The organism is Homoserinimonas sp., assembly GCF_056262345.1.
This window is the reverse complement of sequence record NZ_JBACFR010000307.1, coordinates 1-1772: the sequence shown is the minus strand read 5'-3', so window position 1 is coordinate 1772 and position 1772 is coordinate 1. Positions and strand designations below refer to the sequence as shown.

Below are 1772 nucleotides of genomic sequence, written 5' to 3'. Positions count from 1 at the left end.
GATCCTCGACCTTGCCGTGTCTCTCAAGGCAGACCGCTTTCAGCGGCGCCCGCTTGAGGGACCGCAGACCGTTGCCGTGATATTCGACAAGTCGTCAACGCGCACGCGGGTGTCGTTCGCGGTCGGCATTGCCGATCTCGGCGGCGTGCCCCTCATCATCAGCACGGCCAACAGCCAGCTGGGAGGCAAGGAGACCGCGTCCGATACGGCCAGGGTCATGGAGCGCATGGTCGCGGCGATCGTCTGGCGCACCTATGCCCAGGCAGGGCTCGAAGAGATGGCTGCGGGCACGACGGTGCCCGTGATCAACGCACTCTCGGACGACTTTCACCCCTGCCAGCTTCTTGCCGACCTGCTCACAATCCGTGAGCACCGTGGTGACCTCCCCGGGCAGACGGTCACATTTCTCGGCGACGGTGCCTGCAATATGGCGCAGTCATACCTACTTGCCGGGGCAACCGCGGGAATGCACGTGCGCATCGCCGCCCCAGAGGGTTATATGCCCAGCGCCGAGGTTGTTGCGGATGCAGAAGGCATCGCTCTCACGACCGGCGGCTCTGTCGCACTCTTCACCGACCCGAAGGCCGCTGTCGCCGATGCTGATGTCGTTGTCACCGACACCTGGGTGTCGATGGGCAAAGAAGAGGAGAAGGCTGAGCGGGTCGCTCTCCTCGGTGACTATCGCGTCGATTCCGATCTGATGGCTCTCGCCCGTCCCGATGCCCTCTTCATGCATTGCCTTCCCGCCGACCGCGGGTACGAGGTGACTGCCGACGTGATCGATGGCAGCCAGAGCGTGATCTGGGACGAGGCCGAGAACCGCCTGCACGCTCAGAAAGCGCTTATGGTGTGGTTGCTTGACAAGTCGACCGCAGCATCCGTGGAGGCATGACGATGACCGACGAAAAGGCGACAACGGGCGAGACCAACACAGGGTCGCTGTGGGGCGGCCGTTTCAGTGGCGGTCCGTCTCCGGAGCTTGCGCGTCTCAGCAAGTCGACTCACTTCGACTGGCAACTGGCGCCCTACGACATTCAGGGTTCGCGGGCACATGCCAGCGCTCTCGCGGCCGCCGGCTATCTTGACGAGTCGGAGCTGCAGCGGATGCTCGCCGCGCTCGATCGGCTAGCCTCCGATGTTGAGAGCGGCCCGATTGTGGCCGCCGAGTCCGACGAGGATGTTCACGGCGCGCTCGAACGGCACCTCATCGACATTGCGGGTGCAGAGCTGGGCGGCAAGCTTCGCGCCGGCCGCAGCCGCAATGACCAGATCGCCACGCTCGTGCGGTTGTATCTGCTCGATCATGGTCGGGTCATCACGCATGACGTTGTGCAGCTGATTGACGCGATCGCAGCTCAGGCCGAGGCCCACATGGGCGCGATCATGCCCGGCCGCACGCACCTTCAGCATGCTCAGCCCGTTCTGCTCGCTCACCACCTGCTCGCGCACGCGTGGCCTCTGGTTCGCGACCTGGAGCGCCTGCGCGACTGGTCGGTGCGGGCATCCGCTTCGCCCTATGGTTCCGGCGCCCTCGCTGGCAGCTCGCACGGGCTCGACCCCGCGTTGGTCGCCCGCGAGCTTGGCCTGAGCGGCCCCTCCGAGAACTCGATTGATGCAACGGCGAGCCGCGATGTTGTCGCGGAGTTCGCCTTCATCGCGTCGACGATCGGCATCAACCTTTCGCGGTTCGCCGAGGAGATCATCATCTGGAACACGAGGGAGTTCGACTTCGTCACCCTCGACGACGGTTATTCGACGGGCTCGTCGATCAT

At 64.7% G+C, this 1772-nt stretch carries 2 protein-coding genes; both read left to right on the top strand.

Features of this window, described 5'->3' with window-relative positions; genetic code table 11:
- Position 1: 1 nt before the first annotated feature.
- Complete coding sequence (gene argF, locus AC062T_RS13975) at positions 2 to 892, top strand: ornithine carbamoyltransferase (RefSeq protein WP_476031026.1); 891 nt, start codon at positions 2 to 4, stop codon at positions 890 to 892.
- On the top strand, positions 889 to 1772 hold an 884-nt coding region (gene argH / locus AC062T_RS13970; protein ID WP_476031024.1), incomplete at its 3' end, for an argininosuccinate lyase. The genes argF and argH, both read left to right, overlap by 4 nt.